A 17,789-nucleotide genomic window follows, 5' to 3' on the forward strand; every position below is an offset into this window, starting at 1 on the left:
GTCCGTCATGAGCGATGACCTCAAACTTTCGTCGCTGACTTACCGGCTGCAGCCGCCCGATGCCTGATTCCAGGCTTGGAATTCCAAGGAGTTCGCCATGAAGCACAGCCCTGATCAAACGCCGCAGAACCCGGACGAGCCAGGGATGCCCGGTGAAGTGGAGCGGGACAACGACGCCCTGCGCCCAAACGATCCGGCCAAGCGCAAACAGCAGCAAGGGGACCCTGAAGCGGGAGACACCGACGCGCAAAAAACCGGGCGGCGTGGTTGAGGCCAGATGCACCGTCCGGCATTAAAAAAATTTCAATGGCTGTTAAGTTGCTGTGAGGCATGTTGCATGCCTCGGCTGATAACTTTTGTACTTGTCTATTAATGTTGTATAGCTGTTTGTACAGTTTTATATACATCGGAATGTGCCCAAAACCGTGGCGAGGGAGCCTGCTCCCGCTTGGTCGCGTAGCGGTCGCTCTGTTTTTGGGCTGCTTCGCACCCCAGCGGGAGCAAGCTCCCTCGCCACGGGATACCCTTCACACCCCATCAAATGTAACTGCACGAACGAGTGAGTGTTGATCAGTCGTCGATAGTTACAATTGAAGATGAAAAATTATTTAAAGCGCGACGCGGAAATATTTTGAAAGTTCCACTATTATTGTGCCCGTTCGCCCAGTGTCAGGCTCTTTACCAGTGCATGGAATGCCGAGGCCGTCGCACTGGGCGAACACCCTCTCGGAGTCAATCGTTACCGTTCACTTCAATGCACATCGGCCAGCAGACCTGGCCGGTGCATTGACGGCTGCGCGGACTTAACCGGCGACCGGTACACGCCAGTCATCGGAGCCCATCGTGCCGCAGACTTCGTGATTCCAGGTGATCTTGCGATATGAGAAGTGCACGTCTTCCAGATGGGTGAAATGTGCGTTTACCGGGTCCTGGCAGTTGAACATGTAGTCCTTGATTTCAACAATGATCGCGTCGAACAGCGTGGTGGTGAAGTAGTGTTCCTGAGTGCCAGCCGCCGAAGTCCGGAGCCAATGAATCACAATTTCCTCCAGGCGTTCACCGCTGGTGAGGGCGCCCTGCAGCAGAGGCGTGGCCTTGTCGAACACTTTGGTGATGATGAGGGGGTGATGCACGCGTTGGCCGGTTGGCTGGCCGGATTGAGGATCGCGCGGGACGGTCACCTGATGCTGGAAACCTTGCACCATGATTTTGTCTTCACGACCTTCCTGATAAATATTGCCAACCGAGTCGGCCGTAAACGCGCCAGCAGTGATCAGACCTTGTTTGATGCCTTTGATGATCATATACGCGGGGGTAGCCAATGGGACGCTCTCCTTCCTGGATAACTTAGGGGCCTGGGACGGTTGTTGTCCCGAGGTGCCCTGACGGTTATCAAGAGCCATGCCATTTTAGGAAAAGCAAATTAGATCAATGAGTTATGTTTTGTCTTCATGAGCCATTACCTCGAACCGAGGGAAATGCGCGTAAGGCGCCGTCCAGTGCCGCGCACCTTCCTGCGCTTTGGGGCTGACGCTGCAGCCCCTCAGGTAAAACGAGTTGATTATCGAGCTTCACGAGCAGGTTCGTAGTGCAATCTCTTTCACAGTCGCCCTTCGGCTTGTTCCTGCACGCCCAAGGCAGCCCTGCATTCCTCAATGGAGCGCTGTTGGATCTGCGCATACAGCCCCAACTCATCGATGGTCGCTCGCCCCAGCGCCTCTTCAAACGCCTGGCGATTGGACTGCCCGGCGTAGTGACTCTGGGCGGCATCGCCGAGGTTCGACTGGAAGATGCCGGCGGCGCTGACCGGCAGGAAGTCTTCGTACACCAACGGTTCGGCACGCAGGTATTGCTGCTCCAGCAAGCGTTCCAACGAGGCCGTTTGCTCAAGGGTGCCCTTGGCGGCAAGGCCTTTTTGCGTCACGAAATAACGGAAGTATGCCAGTGCCTGTCGACGCAGTTCATCGTGGGTGTCAGGGAATTGGGCAAAGTGTTCGCTCATCAGCGCGTTGTAGCGCTCGGCGTTGGCTTCATTGGGGAATGCCCCCAGTGCATCCCGCGCCGCGTTCAGCAATTGGTCATAGAGCGCGCGACCCTTGGGCGTGAGCGCTGCGCCCCGTTGCTCGATTTCGCCAAAGCGGGCGCTGTGGCTGCCTTGGGATTGCGCCTGGTCGGTGAAGCTGACGGGCTCGTCGAGCGCCTTGAAACTGGTCTGGCGCAGCAGGATCGGGCAATGACGGCGGGGTGGGCCTTCGATCACTGCTTTGGGCGTGATGCCGTGCACGGGCATCTGCGCCTGGACGATGTCGATGTCCAGGGTGCGTGGCGTCAGGTGATTGATGTGCGGCCCCTTGAAGGCCACCACGTCGGCGATCAGACGATGTTGGGCGCTCAACTGCCGGTACTGCTCGGCCGTGACAGTGGCGCTGTGGTGCCAGCGAAACGTCTCCAGGGCCTGGAGGACGAAATCCTCGGACTGGGGCTCCGTCAAGCCGCCCTGGCGTTCGGCGAGATCGATGAGCTGAAGGGCGGTGGGGGTGAAGATCTGGCGCTTATCCAGCACCGATTCGGCAAAGGCCCGAAGTTCGGTGTTTTCGATCAGTTCCAGGCGCAGCAGCGAGGTGAACACTCGGAACGGGCTGACCTGCAAGGCACTTTCATGCACGGCGCGAAATGCCGTGGAATGCACCGGCACCCCGGCCGGCGTGAGGTCGTAGTAACCCACCGGCTGCATGCCCATGACCGCGAACAATCGTCCGAGGGTGGCCAGTTCCGCGGCAGTGCCGACGCGGATCGCGCCGTGGCGTTCCAGGTCCAGGCGCTGGAGCTCACCAGTGCTGCGCAGGTGTTCGGCCAGTTGTGGGTCTTTGCCCAGCACCTGGGCATTGGTTTGCTCCACCAGATTCATCAACGCGCCGTAGAGCGGCACCTCGTCGCGGTACATGTCGGACATCGCTTTGGAAAAGCGTTGGCGGATCAGGTCGGGACTGACGAAGCTCATGGTGAGAGTTCCTGGTTTGGGCTGTGGGAAAGTTGAACGAAAGATCGCAGCCTTCGCCAGCGTCGACAAACGAAGAATCTTCAGGACTTCATTCTGTCAGGGACTGACCCTCCCACCTGATCCAATGCCATGTGGCGAGGCATCCGCTCACTGCCCCAGTCCCTTGAGAAACTCCTGATACAGCGCTGCCGTTTTCCCGGGTTTTTCAATCATGGGCAGATGACCGACCCCGTCCCAGATTTCCACCCGCAAATCCGCGAGGCCCTTGCTCCACACGGGCACGCTGCTGACGTCGATCACCCGGTCCTGGCGACCCCAGAGCAACAGCGAGGGCGCGCGGATGTCGGCCAGGCGTGGCTCCATCGAGGGGCTGGCGCGAAAGTCGGCGTAGATCTCCGCCAGTTCTTCGCGATGTTGCACGTAGCGCTCGGCCACCGCCGCCATCACCATGACCGGAACCCAGGGCGGCGAGGCCATGGTCATTGCGTAGAACGGCGCGAACTCCTCCCGCGAGTGCACCAGGGATGGGTTGCGGCCGGCGGCCAGTTGGCGATCCATGTCGCTGGGTTGGGGCGAAGTGACGCCAGCCGGATCGAGCAGCGCCAGGGTCAGCACCCGTTCAGGCGAAGTGGCCGCCAGCCATGCCGCGAGATGCCCGCCCATGGAGTTGCCGATCACATGGACTTTGTCCAGGCCGCAGGCGTCGAGCAACTCGATCACCCGCCGGGCCTGGGTCGGGATGTCATAGCCGCCGCCGGCCTTGAAGCCGGTTTCGCCATGACCGGCCAGGTCGGGAATCACCACCCGATAGGCACCGACAAAATGCCGGGCTACGCGCAGCCAGAGGTCTTTGTCGCCGCTGTAGCCATGGAGCATCAGGATGCTGCCGGCAGCTTCATAAGGCCCGCCTTGCCAGGTCGATACGGTCATTTCGCTGATCGGTACGTTGATTTTGCGCAACCGATAGAGGCGTGCTTCCAGGGCCATGCTCATGTCGTACAACACCTGGCCAATGGCTGGATACGTCAACCAGCTCCAGGCGATAAACACGGCAAGAATTATCCACAACACCAGCATATTTTGCCCTCCATGGGTCACGACAGAATGTGATCGTCCAGCCTGAACCGACGGGTCAGGCGGTGATAAGTGAAGCTGAAGCCGGGGAACATCGCGATGACATGGCCGCTTTTACTCTGATACCAGCTATGGCATCCGCCGGATTTCCATACGGTGCGCTGCATTTCCCGATGGATCATCTCGGTGTAGCGTTGTTCGGCCGCCGACTGTACTTCAATGCTACGCAGGTTTCGCCGGTTCAGGGTGCGGATACAGTCCAGGATGTAATTCATCTGCGACTCTATGATGAACAGTGCCGAGGTGTGGCCGATGCCGGTGTTGGGCCCGGTCACGATAAACAGGTTGGGGAAGTCCGGCAGGCTGGTGCCCAGGTAGGCGCGGGGGTACTGGGCCCAGGCGTCACGAAGCCGGGTACCATTCTTGCCGGTCACGGGATAGGAAATCACCCCATCGGTGGCATCAAAGCCTGTGGACCAGACGATCAGGTCCAGCTCGATGTGCTGGCCGTCCCGGGTGATGATGCCGGTTTCATCGAGGGCGGCGATGCCTTGCTCCTGGCCATGCACGCTGACATTGGCCCGGCACAGGGCCGGGTACAGCGTATTGGACAGGATGACGCGCTTGCAGCCGATCAGGTAATCCGGGGTCAAGCGGCGCCGCAGGGTTGGGTCCGGTACTTGGCACTCCAGCAGCCTCAAGGCTTGGCGCTGGACCATGCGAACCGCCGACCGTGAGTACTTGAAGGCAATCACCCGGGCTTCGAATTGCCAGTAGATCGACCAGCGCAACAGGGTGTGCAGTGGTGCCTGGCGCAGCAACCAGCGCTCGAAGCGATTGAAGGTGTGGTCGCGGCGGCGCAGCACCCAGTGAGGCGTGCGCTGGAACACATGCAGGTGCTCGACTTCCGCGGCAATGGCCGGGATCACCTGGGCGGCACTGGCCCCACTGCCGACAATAGCGACACGTTTATGACGGTAGTCGTAGGCGTGGTCCCAATGATTGGTGTGAAACGTCTTGCCCTTGAAGCGTTCCCGACCTTCGAACGGTGGGATCACCGGCTGACTGAGGGGCCCCGTGGCATTGATCAGGAACTGCGCCCGGTAGAGGCCCTTGGCGGTATGGACAAGCCATTGCCTGGTCTGGTCATCCCATTCCACTCGCTCGACATTCGACCCCAGTTGCACCTTGTCCCGCAACTTGAAGCGCTCGATCACGTGTTGGGTGTAGCGATGCAGTTCCTCTTGTTCGGCAAACATCCGGCTCCAGTCGTAGCTGGCAAAGGACAGCGAATACAAGGGTGACGGCACGTCCACCGCTGCGCCGGGGTAGGTGTTCTGGCACCAGGTGCCGCCGAAAAAATCCCGGCGCTCAAGCAGCAGGAAATCCTCGATGCCTTCCTTGAGCAGATTGACCGCTGCGCACTGGCCCCCGAACCCGCTGCCGATGATCAATACCTGATAACTGCCCATGGACCTCCTTTCTGATCGTTTGCGGATCGCCCTAGTCATGTATAGCCAAAATCAGCGCCGAGCCCTGCATTTGGCAGAGAATAAATACCCCTTCATCAGTAGTGGCTATTTGATGCTGCCCTGATAGACTCCAGGCATCCCCTCCCAGAAAGACTTGGGAAACCCGCGATGCAGAGGTCTCTATGCAAAAAACGGGACGAAAGGGACGCACGCTCGCCAGGAGGCTTTATATATCTCGCATCCTGGGCCTGACGCTGGGGTTGGTGTTGGTGAGTGCTGCCCTCCATCCCCTCGAGCCGGCGCCGTGGGTCTGGGGATTCATGTTGTTCAACGGGTTGCTCTGGCCACACTTGTCCTATTGGTGGGCCCGGCATTGCAGGGCGCCGTACCACGCAGAACACCTCAATTTACTGATCGATGCGTTGCTCGGCGGCTTCTGGGTCGCGGCGATGCAGTTCAATCCGCTGCCTGCGGCAGTCACGTTGGCGATGATGGCGATGAACAACGTCGCCATTGGCGGCCTGCGTTTCCTGCTCATTGGGGCGGTGGCTCAAGCGGTGGGCATTGTCGTCGGCGAAATGATCTTCCCGCTGACCAGCGTGCCCATGACCAGCCCGGCGCAGCTCTACGCCTGTTTGCCGCTGCTGTGCCTGTACCCGATGGCGCTGGGTTGGTTCTGCTATCGCCAGGCCTACGCCCTGGGCCGGCAAAAGCGCGATTTGCTGGCCCTGAGTCGCACCGACAGCCTGACCGGGTTGCTCAACCACGGTGCCTGGAAGGACCGCCTCAACGAGGAGTTCCAGCGTTGCCTGCGCCACCCAAAAGACGGGGCAGCGCGTGGCGCAATTGCGCTGATCGACATCGATCATTTCAAAGCCATCAATGACACCTATGGCCATGTGGCTGGCGACATCGTGCTGCGCCAGCTCGGCAAGATGCTCAAGCAGAACCTGCGCACCGCCGATGTGGCCGGGCGTTATGGCGGTGATGAGTTCTGTGTGATTCTGCCGGACCTGACGCTTTACAACGCCGTACAGGCCATGGACGGTTTGCGCGAGCGCTTTGCGACGCTCAGCTACGAACAGAACCCGGCGCTGAAGGTGAGCCTGAGCATTGGCTTGGCGGCCTTCAACCCGGACTATGGCGATGCCACCCATTGGCTCAATGACGCCGATCAGGCACTTTACGAGGCCAAGACCGGCGGGCGCAATCGGGTTACTTGTTACCGGAATCGGCAGGTGTTGGAGGAATCGGTCATTTCCCTTTGAGAGGTTAGGCGGGCGTCTGCGGCCTAGAGCCTTGGACCATAGTCGGGTAGGGTTGCCTGAGCACTCTCCCGATACGGAACAAGGATGAATCATGACGATTACTGCTCTTCGCTCCCGTCTGGCCGTCAGTCTCGGCCTGAGCCTGGCCCTCGGCGCCTTCGCCCCGGTTGCTTTCGCGCAGCCCCACCCACAAGTTCTGAGCGACGCCGAACAGTACAAAGGCGAGGCCCTGAAACTGCTGGAACGGCTGGTGAACATCGACTCCGGCTCCGGGTATGTGCCGGGGTTGACCCAGGTCGGTGACATTGCCATCGAAGAATTACAGAAGTTGGGCGCCACCATTGAAAAGGTGCCCAACTCGGACGGCACCCAGCACATCCTGGCGACCCTCAAAGGCACCGGTAAGGCGAAGATCCTGCTGATGGCACACATGGACACGGTGTTCAAGGAAGGCTCGGCCGCCGAGCGCCCCTTCCATATCAAGGACGGCCGGGCTTATGGCCCGGGAGTGATGGACGATAAGGGTGGCATCGTCGCTGGGATCTATGCGTTGAAGGTGCTCAAGAACCTGGACTTCAAGAATTACGCGCAGATTACTTTCCTGCTCGACGCCAGCGAAGAAACCGGCTCGGATGTCGCCACCGACCTGATCAAGAAAACCGCCAAGGCCCATGATGTGACCCTCAACCTTGAACCGGGTCGCCCGGCGGACGGCCTGGTGGTCTGGCGCAAGGGCAGTGCCACGGCGCTGGTGGAGGTCAAGGGCAAGGCGTCCCACGCCGGGGTCGCGCCGGAACTGGGGCGCAACGCGGCGATGGAAGCGGCGCACCAGATCCTGCAACTGGGCAAGCTGGGCGATGCGGAAAAGAAAACCACCATCAACTTCACCGTGCTCAAGGCCGGTGACCGGACCAACGTGATCCCCGACCAAGCCAGCGCCAAGGCCGACGTGCGGGCGGCGGTACCGGAAGAGTTCGACCGCATCGAAAAAGACCTGGCCCGCGTGTCGCAAGACAAACTGATCGCCGACACTGAAGTCACCACCAGCCTCAAGCGCGGCCTGCCGCCGATGCCGCAAACGGCGGAATCGGATCGTTTGATGGCCATGGCCCAAGGCATCTATGGCGAACTGGGGCGCAAACTCACTGAAGAGGGCAGCGGCGGCGCGGCGGATGCCAGCCTCTCAGCCGGCGTCGGCACACCGACGCTGGATGGCTTTGGTATTGTCGGTGGCAACATTCATACGCCTGAGGAATACGCGGAAGTTGAGAGCGTGGTGCCGAGGATTTATCTGTTGTCGCGGATGATCATGGAGTTGGCGGGGCGGTAATAGTGAGCCTGGCACAAACCAAACCCGTTGTGGGAGCAAGGCTTGCCCGCGATGAAGGCGATGCGGTCTCTTGAGGAACCGAGGCGTCTGCATCGCGAGCAAGCTTTGCTCCCACAGGCCTCTGGTGTTCTCCAGAGGCCAGTTTCATTTTGTGAGTCGGCTAGCGCGGCTCGACGTTATCCAGCGCCCGGTTCGCCAATAATCCGCCCAGTTCGATCAACTGCTGGATGCCCAGGGCCACGTGCCGCCTGGAACCTTCCAGGTCGAAGGCCAGGTCGTTGACCATGGCATTGGCCGAGGCCAGGGTTTCGCTGAGGTTGGCGAGCAGGGATTCGGTGTCGATGCCGTTGACCACCGTGAACAGTTGGCTGGGGTCGGCTTCGGCTTGCGTGGGTTTGGGCTTGAGGTAGAAGTCGAGGGCGCGGTCGGCGGCTTCGTCGAGTTTTTTGGAATGGCTTTTTTGGCGTGAGGAAGTCGGATCGGTGTCCGGCGGGTTGGGAGTTGCTTTGAACATAGTTGAAGCTCCGATGCACTTGAAAAGGAGCCATCACCTGCTCGCTACCAAACGAATTGGGTGGTGGCCATACGAAGGTTGGTAGACCGGGCATCGGAGCCGGCGCCTCCGAAGAGACCCTGCGCATGGCCACCAAAAAGCGCAGTGCATGACTGCACTTGCAGAGGTGACGCTATGCACCGACAACCCGGGCTACCAAACCCGATCGCTGATTCGTCAGCGACCGGAAAACGATAAAGCCCGACCCCAAGGCGCACAAGCCGGCGGATTCTGGCGTAGTTGTAGGCAACGGCGCAAGGCGAGGCAGCTTGGTCCTACACCGAAATTAACAGGATAAACATCAAGCCTTTGTGGCGAGGGGATTTATCCCCTCGCCACAAAGGCCGCGCAGGCTTTCGACTGTTAGTAAACCCAAACCTCCACCCGCCGATTCCTGACCCTGCCTTCATCCTCACTGTTGGCCGCCACCGGCATCAATGCCCCAAACCCCCGTACCTCCCGCAGCGCCACGCCGTATTTGACCAGCTCACGGCGCACCGCCATGGCCCGCAATTTGGACAACAGATCCGCGCGCGCCGGGTCGTCCTTGGCGTCGCCAAACCCCACCAGGGTCACGCGCCGGTCGAGCTTGCCATGTTGCTTTATATAGTCGAGTACCCGGCCCAGGTCTTGATGGGCCTTATTGTCGAGGTTGGCGCTGCCTTCTTCGAAGCGAAAATTCACGCTCAGGCGTTGGGCATGGCGGCTCAGGGCCTGATACCCCTCCGGCATCAGCGCATTCGGCGTGACGGCCATGGCCTGGACGGTTTGGGCGATGAACCCATTGGCCGCGACGATGGCCTGTCCCTGGTCGCTTTGGGTGAATTCAACCAGCGCCTCGGCCCACGGGTTGGTTTGTTGAGGGGGCAGGTAAAAGAACAGCCTGCGGGACAAGGGATAATCCTCGGTGGCGATCAGATTGTTCAACGGCAACATGGGCTGGGAAGCGCCGTCGACAATCGCCAAGGCCTTGGCCTGGCGCACGTAAGGCAAACCGATGAAGCCAATGCCTTGCGGGTCCTGACTGACGGCGTCGGACAACTGTTCGCTGGATTCGAAGCGCCGCGCTGAAGGATCCAGCCGTTTGCCCTGTCGGCTAAGGACCAGTTCCTTGAAGGTATCGTAGGTGCCGGACTGTTCGTCCCGGGCGTAGAGATGAATGGGGCCGCCGACGCTGCCGACCGCTTCCCAGGTTTTCGCCTCGCCGCTGAATATTCGCGCCAGTTGTACGGTATCGAGCTGACGCAACGGGTTCTGTGGATGAAGAATAATCGCCAGGCCATCGATGGCGATGACCTGCTCGGCGGTGGGACTTTTCAGATCACCGAGGGAAGATAATTCCTTCAGCTCGCTGTCCTTGATCGGCCGGGAAGAGGCGGCCAGGTCGGCGCTGTCTTGCTTGAGGGCGGCGAACCCGGTGCTGGAACCGTGGGCGGCAATGTCGATTTCCACCCGTCGGCCGTCAGCGGTCTGGCCGATAATCCGCTGTTCGTTGTCCCGACCGGTGATTTCGGCGCTGACCTTGAGCAACCCTTGCTCGACCATCAAGCCCTTGACCAAGGCCGGTCCCAGTGCCGCGCCGATGGTATTGGAGCCCTGAAGGCGCAGGGCTGGACCGTGTTCGGGAACCGGCAAGCCGCTGGCCCAGACTGCGAGCGGCAGCCAGAGGCCGATGAAAAAAACAACGCGCAGCCGCATGCCGGCACCTTCTGAACCTTGGGAAGTGCCGGAAGATTAAGTCAATCAGGTTACTGAAAGGTGACAGGGTTGCGACTTGTCAGGCGTAGCACAGTGGTGCGGGAGCGGTGTGTTGTGGGAGCAAAGCTTGCTCGCGATACAGGCGACCCGATTTAACGGCGGGACCGTGTCATCGTTCATCGCGAGCAAGCTTTGCTCCCACAGGCTCGCTCCCACAGGGGGATGCCTCGGGTTCAGCTCAATTCCAACCAGATCGGCGCATGGTCCGAAGGTTTTTCCATGCCCCGCAGCTCATAGTCCACACCGGCATCCTTGACCCGTGGCAGCAGGCCATGGGAGGTGAGGATCAGGTCGATGCGCAGGCCGCGCTTGGGCTCGTCCTCGAAACCGCGACTGCGGTAGTCGAACCAGCTGAAGCGGTCGGTGACGTCCGGGTTCAGGTGGCGAAAGCTGTCCACCAGGCCCCAGTTTTTCAGGCGGGCCATCCACTCGCGCTCTTCCGGCAGGAAGCTGCATTTACCGGTTTTCAGCCAGCGCTTCATGTTGTCCGGGCCGATGCCGATGTCGCAGTCTTGCGGGGAAATGTTCACATCCCCCATCACCACCACTGGCTGGTCGTTGCTGAAGCGGCTTTCCAGCAGTTGCTGCAAGTCGCTGTAGAAACGTTCCTTGGCCGGGAATTTGGTCGGGTGGTCGCGGCTTTCACCTTGTGGGAAATAACCGTTCATGATCGTCACCGGCACGCCGTTGGCATCGGCGAAGGTGCCCCAGATGAAGCGCCGCTGGGCGTCTTCGTCGTCGCCCTCGAAGCCTTTGTACAGGCTCAACGGTGCCTGACGGGAGAGCAGGGCGACACCGTAGTGGCCCTTTTGCCCGTGGTAATGCACGTGGTAACCCAGGGCCTGAACCTCGGCCAGGGGGAACTGTTCGTCGTGGACCTTGGTTTCCTGCAGGCCGATCACGTCCGGCTGGTGCTTCTCGATCAGCGCCGCCAGCTGATGGGGACGGGCGCGCAGCCCATTGATGTTGAAGGAGACGATCTTCATGGTCGGCTGTCCTGGCAAAACTGCGATGCTAGCTGACATGTCGGAAGGGGGCCAGCGTGGCAGTAGGACAAATGCGCTGCTAATGTCCTTTGCATGTAGGAACGATCACGAGCCTATTGGGTTCGTACTCAATAAGAGCGGGGCCTTACCGAGCCTCGCCCAGGAGATCTGCCGTCATGCCCGAAACCGCCACCGCCATCGCCGACATCCATATGCTCGACAGCGGTTACTCCCGCGAAGCCCGTTCATTGCTGTATCAGGCTTATCGCCATGAGCCGACCTTCAGCTTCCTGTTCGAGTCCGAACGTCCCGGTTATGAACATCGGGTACGGGCCACGGTGCGCGAGTTGGTCAAACAGCACTTTCTCCAGGATCTGCCGGCCATCGGCTTGCTGGTCAACGATCGTCTGATCGGTATCGCCCTGATCGCCCCACCGCAGCGGCGCCTGGGCATCACCGAAAGCTGGGCCTGGCGTCTGCGCATGGTGTTGAGCACTGGTTTTCGCTGCACCCGGCGCTATTTGGACTACCACGCGGCGGTGGCGGCCTGCCTGCCGTCGGATGCGGTCCATGTGTTGCCACTGTTGGGGGTTCATCCACAGTTTCAAGGCCAGCACTTTGGCGAACAGTTGCTCGAAGCGGTGCATAACTGGTGTGCGGTGGACGAAAACTCCCAAGGCGTCGTGCTAGACACCGGCAACCCACGTTACCTGGAGTTTTATAAACGCCAGGGTTATGAGGAAATCGGTGAGATTGCGGTAGGACCCGTCCGTGAACACGTGTTCTTTCATGCCAACCCCCAAGTGCTGCAAAGCGCAACCGCATAATCGGCCGAACTTTTGGGAAATGTCTGGCTCTATCAGGCTTCCAAGCTCGTGATAGCATCCGCGCCATGAATTTCCCAGGACGAATGACCAGTGGCGCGCTCTTGCTGTCCCTCAGCTGCGCGGCGCTGGCACAAAGTGAATTGGATGTACGCGTCAAGCCGTCCAACGACGAACTCAAAGCCAACGTAGAAGGTTACATCGGCGGTGTGGGTGATCGTGACGAAGAAGCCTTGCTGCGCTTCAGTCGTGGCGCCGAGGAACAGGCGCGCAAAGCCGCCCAGGCCCTGGGTTATTACCAGCCGCAGATCGACAGCGAGGTCAAGGGCGGCAAGGTGCCGCGCCTGGTGCTGACCATCGACCCCGGCGAGCCTGTGCACTTGCGCAATGTTACCGTGCGCATCGACGGCCCGGCGGCATCGCTCAAAGCCTTTCGCGTCCCCGACAACGCGGGCCTCAAGCCTGGCGCGGTGCTCAACCACGGCCGTTACGAAGACGCCAAGCGGCAGATCCAGAACCAGGCATCGCGTTACGGTTTTTTCAGCGGGCGCTTCGTCAGCCAGAAGCTGCTGGTGGATCCCCAGGCTGGCGTCGCCGATATCGAGCTCATCTATGACAGCGGCCCGCGCTATGCCTTGGGCCCGGTGAGCTTCGAAGGGGACACGCCGTTCGACGAAGAGCTGCTGCAGCGCATGGTGCCGTTCAAGGCCGGGACTGCGTACGACTCCGAACTCATTGCCGAGCTCAACCAGGCCCTGCAATCGAGCGGTTATTTCGAAGGCGTGCGGGTCGATGCAGCGCCCACTGCCGCTACCGGTAACGTGATCCCGGTGGCGGTCAAGCTCGACACCCGCAAGCCACGCACCATGGGTTTGGGCTTGGGGTTCTCCACCGACGTCGGCCCACGGGCCAAGGCCAATTGGACGCGCCACTGGGTCAACGCCCAGGGCCACAGTTATGGCTGGGAGACAGAAGTGTCGGCGCCCCGGCAGAACGTCGGCCTGTGGTACGACGTGCCGTTGGATCCGCCACTGACCGACAAGCTGCGCTACGCCGGCGGCTATCAATATGAAGAACTGGCCGACACCGACAGTCTCAGCAAACTGTTGACCGTGGGCCCTGAATGGCACAGCAAGTTGCCCAGCGGCTGGCAGCGGGTGGTGTCGCTCAAGTGGCAGCACGAAGAGTATCGCCTCGGCGACGATTCAGGCCTGAGCACGTTGCTGATGCCGGGTGTCAGCTATTCCTACCTGCGCAGCGACAACCGCATCGACCCGCACAACGGCTACCGCCTGCAGTTCGACACCAAGGTTGCCAAGGAAGGGCTCGGCTCGGACAACAACCTTTTATACGGCACGGCCATGGTCAAGGGCCTGACCACGGTGTTCGACAAGCATCGCCTTTTGGCCCGAGCCCAGGTCGGTGGCAGCGCCACCAATGGCTATAAATCGATCCCGCCGTCCTTGCGTTTTTTCGCCGGTGGCGACCAGAGCGTGCGCGGTTACGACTACCAGAGCCTGTCGCCGGAAAACTCCGAGGGCGATCGCATCGGCGGGCGCTACATGGTGGCCGGCAGCCTCGAATATCAATATTCCGTCGCTGAGAAATGGCGGCTGGCGACCTTCGTCGACCAGGGCAATTCCTTTAACAGCCTTGAGCTGCCGAGCCTCAAGACCGGCGTGGGCGTTGGCGTGCGCTGGGTGTCGCCGGTCGGCCCGATCCGCCTCGACCTGGCCCATGCGCTGGACGACGAGGGCGGTATTCGCTTGCACTTTTCCATGGGGCCCGAGTTGTGAATCGTGGTGTGAAGATAACGCTGTTGGCACTCGCTGGGTTGCTGGCGTTGGTATTGCTGGCCTTGAGCGCCATGCTGGGCACTCAATCGGGCAGCCGCTGGGCCCTCGGCCTGGTACCGGGGCTGAGCGTAGAAAATTTCCAGGGACGGTTGGGTGGGCAGTGGAGTGCTGACCACGTGCTGTGGCAGCAGGACACCCGCAAAGTGGAGCTCGATCAGGTGATATTCGCCTGGTCGCCGCTGTGCCTGACGCGCATGACGCTGTGCATCGAACAGCTCAAGGCGGACAAGGTCAGTCTGCAATTGCCGCCCTCTGCCGACGCGCCCAGTAGCGGTCCGATCAGCCTGCCTGATTTGGACTTGCCGGTGGCCATCGAACTGGGCGACGTACAGGTCGGCAGTCTGTTGTTCAACGGCAGTGAACAGCTCGAGGGCCTGCAACTGGCCGCTCACTGGACGGCCGAGGGCTTGCTGATCGACTCGGTGCAATTGCAGCGCGACGCGCTGAGCCTGAAGCTGTCCGGCCTGCTGAAACCGGGCGGCGACTGGCCGCTGAAGGCTGAAGGCCGCTTGACCTTGCCGGCGCCGGGTGCCACGCCGTGGGCGCTGGACCTGAAAGTCGACGGCGATCTGCTCAAGACCCTCAACCTCAACGCCGACAGCCGCGGCTACCTGCAAGGCCGCTTGGTCGGTGAGCTGCAACCGCTGGCAGACAATCTACCGGCCAAGGTGCGCATCAGCGCCGACGGCTTCAAGGCCAGCGCCGACCTGCCGGATACCCTGTTGCTCAATCAACTGGAACTGACGGGCGAAGGCGATCTGAAAAACGGCTATCAACTGCTCGGCAAGGCGACGCTGCCCGCCGAAAAAGGCCCGGTGGCGCTGCTGCTCCAAGGCAAGGTGGATGCCAGCGGTGCACAGATCGCCGGCCTCGACCTGAATGCCGGCGACCAGCAAAGTCTGAAGCTCACCGGCCAGCTGGATTGGCGCGAAGGCCTGAGCGCCGAAGCGAAAATCGCCTGGTTGGATTTCCCCTGGCATCGTCTCTATCCGCTGATCGACGAACCGCAGGTGACCCTGCGCAGCTTCAACGGTGAGGTGTCGTATACCGACGGTAAATACCTGGGCAATTTCCAGGCTGCATTGGACGGACCCGCCGGGGCCTTTACCCTGGGTAGCCCGTTCAGCGGCGACCTGACGCAAATCCATTTGCCGCAGCTTGAGCTCGCGGCCGGGCAGGGCAAGGCCCAAGGGCATCTGAACCTGCAATTCGCCGACGGCATCGCCTGGGACACGGCGCTGGAGTTGTCGGCCATCAACCCGGCGTACTGGCTCGGCGAACTGCCCGGCACCCTGGCGGGGCCGTTGCGCAGCAAAGGGGCGCTGAAGAACGACAGCCTCAACCTCGATGCGGACCTGGACCTCAAGGGCAAATTGCGTGGTCAGCCGGTGCTGTTCCAGGCCAAGGCCAGCGGCGCCGGCGAGCAGTGGAACCTCAGCGCCCTGGACATCCGCCTGGGGGATAACCGCATCAACGGCACTGGCAGCCTGCAACACAAACTCAGCGGCCAGATCGACATCAAGCTTTCGCGCCTGGCGCAGCTTTGGCCGCAATTGCGCGGCCAGGTCATGGGCCGTATCGAGGTGGCCGGGACACTGAAGGCCCCGCAAGGCAAGCTCGGCCTGCAAGGCACGCAACTGGCGTTCCAGGATAACCGCCTGCAAAGCCTGAACCTGGACGCGACCCTCGACAGTGCGCAACGGGGAAAAGTCGACCTCAAGGCCAGCGGTATCCGCGCTGGCGAAACCGCACTGGGCGTGCTGACGCTTAGCGGGCAGGGCGACATCAAGCAGCAAAAACTCACCCTGGATCTGCAAGGGCCGCAGCTCGACACCACTCTGGCGCTCGATGGCGCCCTCGACCAGGGCAACTGGCGCGGGCGCCTGGCCAGCGGCGAGGTGCAGGCCGGCGGTCAAGCCTGGCGCCTGCAAGCCCCGGCGAAGCTGGAGCGCCTGGCCAATGGCACGCTCAATTTTGGCGCCCACTGTTGGCGTTCCGGCCAGGCCAGCCTGTGTGGCGAAGACCAGCGGTTGATGCCGGAGCCGAAACTGCGTTATCACCTCAAGCAATTTCCCATCGAAAGCCTGGCCCAGTGGATGCCCAAGGATTTTGCCTGGCAGGGGCGGCTCAACGCCGACTTGCAGCTGGATCTGCCGGCCAGTGGCCCGAACGGGCGGATCCTGGTGGACGCCAGCGGCGGTACGTTACAGGTTCGGGATAAGGCGAGTGACAAAGCGCAGTGGCTGGACTTCCCGTACCAGACCCTGACGCTGGACAGTCGCCTGACCCCCAAGCGGATCGACACCAGCCTGAATTTCGTCGGCGCCAAACTTGGCGAGCTGATGCTTCAGGCACAGATCAATCCGATTCCGGCCAGCAAACCGCTGAGCGGCTCGTTTCGCCTGACTGGGCTGGACCTGTCGGTGGCCCGGCCGTTCGTGCCGATGGTGGAAACCCTCACCGGCCATCTGAACGGCAGCGGGACGTTATCCGGTGGTTTGCTCGCGCCCCGGGTCAACGGCAACCTCGTGCTCAGCGACGGCGAAGTGTCCGGCCCGGAGCTGCCCATCAGTCTTGAAGCCTTGCAGATGCGGGCGATGATTACCGGCGAAGCGGTGCAACTCAACGGTGACTGGAGAAGTGGCAAGAACGGGCAGGGCAGCCTGAGCGGTAACATCGGCTGGGGCGAGACCCTGACCATGAACCTGGCCCTCAAGGGCTCGCAACTGCCGGTCACCGTCGAACCCTATGCGGTGCTGGATGTAGCGCCGGACCTCAACATCACGATGCAGGGCGAGCGGCTTTCCATTGCCGGCAAGGTCCTGGTGCCCAAGGGCGAGATCACCATCCGCGAACTGCCACCGTCAACCGTCAAGGTGTCGGATGACACGGTGATCGTCGGCCACCAGACCGAAGAGGGCACCACGCCGATCGCCATGGCGATGGACATCGACGTGATCGTCGGCCAGGAAAAACTCGCGTTTACCGGCTTCGGCCTGACGGCCAACGTAAAGGGGCAGGTACACATCGGTGACAACATGGACACCCGCGGCGAACTCTGGCTCAACGACGGTCGTTATCGGGCCTACGGGCAACGGCTGACAGTGCGTCGGGCGCGGCTGCTGTTCGCCGGGCCCATCGACCAGCCCTACCTGGACATCGAAGCGATCCGCCAGACCGACGACGTGATCGCCGGCATCCGCTTGAGCGGCAGCGCCGAACAGCCGACCACGCAGATCTTCTCGGAACCGGCCATGAGCCAGGAGCAGGCATTGTCTTACCTGGTGCTGGGCCGGCCGTTGAGCTCCACGGGCGAGGACAACAACATGCTCGCCCAGGCAGCGTTGGGCCTGGGGCTGATGGGCAGCTCGGGGGTGACCACCAGCCTGGCCAATAACCTGGGGATCGAGGACTTCCAGCTCGACACCCAGGGCAGCGGCGATACCACCAGCGTGGTGGCCAGCGGCAACCTGTCGGAAAAACTCAGCCTGCGCTACGGCGTCGGCGTGTTCGAACCGGCCAACACCATCGCCCTGCGTTACAAACTCAGCAAGAAGGTCTACCTCGAAGCTGCCAGCGGCGTGGCCAGCTCCCTGGACATCTTCTACAAGCGCGATTTCTAAACCTTCCCCAATTCCCCTGTGGGAGCGGGCTTGCTCGCGAATGC

13 protein-coding genes are annotated in these 17,789 nt (G+C 61.3%); 6 read left to right on the forward strand and 7 right to left on the reverse strand.

Annotated elements, in window-relative coordinates; genetic code table 11:
• The first annotated feature begins 97 nt into the window (after positions 1–97).
• Positions 98–271 (forward strand): hypothetical protein, encoded by a 174-nt coding sequence (locus ACWNZ1_RS27295; RefSeq protein WP_178084269.1) that lies wholly within the window; start codon positions 98–100, stop codon positions 269–271.
• 532 nt (positions 272–803) lie between these two features.
• Here ACWNZ1_RS27295 and ACWNZ1_RS27300 read toward each other — a convergent pair.
• The 4 genes from ACWNZ1_RS27300 to ACWNZ1_RS27315 all read right to left on the reverse strand — a co-directional run bounded on the left by ACWNZ1_RS27300 (position 804) and on the right by ACWNZ1_RS27315 (position 5,547).
• A complete protein-coding gene (locus ACWNZ1_RS27300) occupies positions 804–1,322 on the reverse strand; it encodes an Hcp family type VI secretion system effector (RefSeq protein ID WP_135846236.1) in 519 nt (172 codons plus the stop codon).
• A gap of 278 nt (positions 1,323–1,600) precedes the next feature.
• Positions 1,601–3,001, reverse strand: a complete 1,401-nt coding sequence (gene hglS / locus ACWNZ1_RS27305; RefSeq protein ID WP_456027989.1) for a 2-oxoadipate dioxygenase/decarboxylase HglS — start codon at positions 2,999–3,001, stop codon at positions 1,601–1,603.
• 147 nt (positions 3,002–3,148) lie between these two features.
• Positions 3,149–4,078, reverse strand: coding sequence for an alpha/beta fold hydrolase (locus ACWNZ1_RS27310; RefSeq protein WP_456027990.1), 930 nt, complete (start codon positions 4,076–4,078; stop codon positions 3,149–3,151).
• A 17-nt stretch (positions 4,079–4,095) separates the two neighbouring features.
• The gene (locus ACWNZ1_RS27315) at positions 4,096–5,547 is read right to left on the reverse strand and encodes a flavin-containing monooxygenase (RefSeq protein WP_280944212.1); all 1,452 of its coding nucleotides are present in this window, start codon (positions 5,545–5,547) and stop codon (positions 4,096–4,098) included.
• A gap of 182 nt (positions 5,548–5,729) precedes the next feature.
• On the opposite strand from ACWNZ1_RS27315, the gene ACWNZ1_RS27320 reads away from it, so the two are divergent.
• Both ACWNZ1_RS27320 and ACWNZ1_RS27325 read left to right on the forward strand, forming a co-directional pair.
• Positions 5,730–6,815 carry a diguanylate cyclase gene (locus ACWNZ1_RS27320; RefSeq protein ID WP_265072218.1) on the forward strand — a complete coding sequence of 362 codons (1,086 nt, stop codon included), beginning with the start codon at positions 5,730–5,732 and terminating at the stop codon, positions 6,813–6,815.
• A 91-nt stretch (positions 6,816–6,906) separates the two neighbouring features.
• A complete protein-coding gene (locus ACWNZ1_RS27325) occupies positions 6,907–8,145 on the forward strand; it encodes a M20/M25/M40 family metallo-hydrolase (RefSeq protein ID WP_135846231.1) in 1,239 nt (412 codons plus the stop codon).
• A gap of 160 nt (positions 8,146–8,305) precedes the next feature.
• Here ACWNZ1_RS27325 and ACWNZ1_RS27330 read toward each other — a convergent pair whose 3' ends face one another.
• The 3 genes from ACWNZ1_RS27330 to xthA all read right to left on the reverse strand — a co-directional run bounded on the left by ACWNZ1_RS27330 (position 8,306) and on the right by xthA (position 11,442).
• Positions 8,306–8,659, reverse strand: a complete 354-nt coding sequence (locus tag ACWNZ1_RS27330) for a DUF6124 family protein (RefSeq protein ID WP_135846230.1) — start codon at positions 8,657–8,659, stop codon at positions 8,306–8,308.
• Between the two features lie 402 nt (positions 8,660–9,061).
• Entirely contained in the window at positions 9,062–10,396 is a 1,335-nt protein-coding gene (locus ACWNZ1_RS27335) for a substrate-binding domain-containing protein (RefSeq protein WP_135846229.1), read from the reverse strand.
• A gap of 233 nt (positions 10,397–10,629) precedes the next feature.
• Positions 10,630–11,442 carry an exodeoxyribonuclease III gene (xthA, locus tag ACWNZ1_RS27340; protein WP_135846228.1) on the reverse strand — a complete coding sequence of 271 codons (813 nt, stop codon included), beginning with the start codon at positions 11,440–11,442 and terminating at the stop codon, positions 10,630–10,632.
• Positions 11,443–11,618: 176 nt separating this feature from the next.
• Here xthA and ACWNZ1_RS27345 point away from each other — a divergent pair, with 176 nt between their 5' ends.
• The 3 genes from ACWNZ1_RS27345 (at position 11,619) to ACWNZ1_RS27355 (ending at position 17,745) form a co-directional block, all read left to right on the forward strand.
• Positions 11,619–12,269 carry a GNAT family N-acetyltransferase gene (locus ACWNZ1_RS27345; protein WP_025212895.1) on the forward strand — a complete coding sequence of 217 codons (651 nt, stop codon included), beginning with the start codon at positions 11,619–11,621 and terminating at the stop codon, positions 12,267–12,269.
• A gap of 65 nt (positions 12,270–12,334) precedes the next feature.
• On the forward strand, positions 12,335–14,062 hold the full coding sequence (locus tag ACWNZ1_RS27350) for an autotransporter assembly complex protein TamA (RefSeq protein ID WP_256453440.1): 1,728 nt from the start codon (positions 12,335–12,337) through the stop codon (positions 14,060–14,062).
• The gene (locus tag ACWNZ1_RS27355; protein WP_456027991.1) at positions 14,059–17,745 is read left to right on the forward strand and encodes a translocation/assembly module TamB domain-containing protein; all 3,687 of its coding nucleotides are present in this window, start codon (positions 14,059–14,061) and stop codon (positions 17,743–17,745) included. Before ACWNZ1_RS27350 ends, ACWNZ1_RS27355 begins: the two co-directional genes overlap by 4 nt.
• Positions 17,746–17,789: the final 44 nt, after the last annotated feature.

It is taken from the genome of Pseudomonas sp. CFBP 5748, from assembly GCF_053850495.1.

Bases quoted from the DNA above. Each gene is read 5' to 3' on its own strand.
- ACWNZ1_RS27295 (WP_178084269.1), top strand. From the start codon at position 98: ATGAAGCACAGCCCTGATCAAACGCCGCAGAACCCGGACGAGCCAGGG.
- hglS (WP_456027989.1), bottom strand. From the start codon at position 3,001: ATGAGCTTCGTCAGTCCCGACCTGATCCGCCAACGCTTTTCCAAAGCG.
- ACWNZ1_RS27310 (WP_456027990.1), bottom strand. From the start codon at position 4,078: ATGCTGGTGTTGTGGATAATTCTTGCCGTGTTTATCGCCTGGAGCTGG.
- ACWNZ1_RS27315 (WP_280944212.1), bottom strand. From the start codon at position 5,547: ATGGGCAGTTATCAGGTATTGATCATCGGCAGCGGGTTCGGGGGCCAG.
- ACWNZ1_RS27320 (WP_265072218.1), top strand. From the start codon at position 5,730: ATGCAAAAAACGGGACGAAAGGGACGCACGCTCGCCAGGAGGCTTTAT.
- ACWNZ1_RS27325 (WP_135846231.1), top strand. From the start codon at position 6,907: ATGACGATTACTGCTCTTCGCTCCCGTCTGGCCGTCAGTCTCGGCCTG.
- ACWNZ1_RS27330 (WP_135846230.1), bottom strand. From the start codon at position 8,659: ATGTTCAAAGCAACTCCCAACCCGCCGGACACCGATCCGACTTCCTCA.
- ACWNZ1_RS27335 (WP_135846229.1), bottom strand. From the start codon at position 10,396: ATGCGGCTGCGCGTTGTTTTTTTCATCGGCCTCTGGCTGCCGCTCGCA.
- xthA (WP_135846228.1), bottom strand. From the start codon at position 11,442: ATGAAGATCGTCTCCTTCAACATCAATGGGCTGCGCGCCCGTCCCCAT.
- ACWNZ1_RS27345 (WP_025212895.1), top strand. From the start codon at position 11,619: ATGCCCGAAACCGCCACCGCCATCGCCGACATCCATATGCTCGACAGC.
- ACWNZ1_RS27350 (WP_256453440.1), top strand. From the start codon at position 12,335: ATGAATTTCCCAGGACGAATGACCAGTGGCGCGCTCTTGCTGTCCCTC.